This window comes from Microbacterium umsixpiens, assembly GCF_053543675.1.
The window spans coordinates 3,496-5,109 of the sequence record NZ_JBLVOH010000061.1; the positions used below are offsets into that span (position 1 = coordinate 3,496).

Sequence of the window (1,614 nt, forward strand, 5' to 3'; positions counted from 1 at the left end):
GCCCACCGGCGTGCAGACAGGAAGCACCACGCCCCCGGTCGAACGCAAGAAGACGCTCGACTCGGAGGTGTTCCTGAAGCTGCTGGTGACCCAGCTGACCAATCAGGACCCGAGCTCTCCCATGAACACGAACGAGATGATCTCGCAGACCACGCAGCTCGCGTCCATGGAGCAGCTGACCGCGCTGTCGGCCACCTCGACCGAGAGCTTCGCGCTCAGCATGCGGCAGACCGCCGCCGCGCTCATCGGCCACGAAGCCCAGTACGTCGATGCCGACGGTGTCACGCAGAAGGGCATCGTCACCTCGGTCTCCTATGCGGGCGCCGTGCCGCTCGTGACCATCGGCGAAGCATCCATCCCCCTCGACGCCGTCTCCGGCGTCTCCCTCGTCCCCAAATCCTGATCAGCCCCGCACCCAGAAAGGCACCACCATGCTCCGCTCCCTCTTCGCCGGAATCTCGGGCCTGCGCTCGCACCAGACCATGCTCGACGTCACGGGCAACAACATCGCCAACGTCAACACGACCGGTTTCAAGGCCTCGGCCGTGCAGTTCCAGGATTCGCTGTCGCAGTTGCTGCGCAACTCGATGATGCCGCAGACGAACCTCGGCGGTCAGAACCCCGCCCAGGTCGGTCTCGGCGTGCAGGTCGCCGGCATCAGCACCAACTTCGCGTCGGGGGCACCGCAGCCCACCGGCGTCCCCACCGACCTCATGATCGCCGGCGACGGCTTCTTCGTGGTGCGCTCCGGCGGAGAGACGCTGTACACCCGCAACGGCGGCTTCTCGTTCGATGCGAGCGGCAAGCTGGTCTCGGCCGACGGCGCGCTCGTGCAGGGCTGGACCGCGCGCGGCGGAGCCATCGTCCCCGGTCAGGGCATCGGCGACATCACGCTCCCCGTCGGCGCGCTGAGCCCGGCCGCCGCGACGACCACCGCCCGGGTGACCGGCAACCTCCCCTCCGGCGCGGCCGTCGGCGACACGCTCGTGCGCGACATCAAGACCTACGACGCGCAGGGCACGGAGACCTCGATGCGTCTCACCTTCACCCGCACGACCGCCGGCTGGGACGTCACCGACGCTGCCGGCGCGCGCACCCCGCTGGCCTTCACCGACGGCAAGCAGGCCGGTGCCTCGTCGATCGTGTCCGGCGGCATCACGGTCGACCTCTCTGCGGTCACCGGCTTCGCCGACGTCAGCGACATCGCCATCAAGGAGCAGAACGGCAAGCCGGCCGGCACCCTGAGCTCCTATGCCCTGACGAACGACGGCAGCCTCGTGGGCACGTTCAGCAACGGCGACACCGAGGTGCTCGCGCGCATCGCGCTGGCCGGCTTCGTGAACCCGGGCGGACTCGAGAAGACCGGGTCCTCGCAGTTCCGTCCCAGCGGCAACTCCGGCCAGCCGACGCTGGGCGAGGCCGGAACCGACGGCCTGGGCGGCATCATCAGCGGCGCCCTCGAGATGTCGAACGTCGACCTGTCGCAGGAGTTCACCAACCTGATCGTCGCGCAGCGCGGCTTCCAGGCGAACGCCCGCATCATCACCACGAGCGACGAAGTGCTGCAGGAGCTCACGAACCTCAAGCGCTGAGTCGCGGCCGCTCGCTGCTTCC

At 68.8% G+C, this 1,614-nt stretch carries 2 protein-coding genes; both read left to right on the plus strand.

Annotated elements, in window-relative coordinates; all coding sequences use genetic code 11:
• The coding region (locus ACNPM4_RS06005; protein ID WP_448985058.1) for a flagellar hook assembly protein FlgD at nt 1–403 on the plus strand (403 nt) is incomplete at its 5' end.
• Between the two features lie 28 nt (nt 404–431).
• Nucleotides 432–1,592, plus strand: a complete 1,161-nt coding sequence (locus tag ACNPM4_RS06010; RefSeq protein WP_029261090.1) for a flagellar hook protein FlgE — start codon at nt 432–434, stop codon at nt 1,590–1,592.
• The last annotated feature ends 22 nt before the right edge of the window (nt 1,593–1,614 follow it).

Bases quoted from the DNA above. Each gene is read 5' to 3' on its own strand.
- ACNPM4_RS06010 (WP_029261090.1), top strand. From the start codon at position 432: ATGCTCCGCTCCCTCTTCGCCGGAATCTCGGGCCTGCGCTCGCACCAG.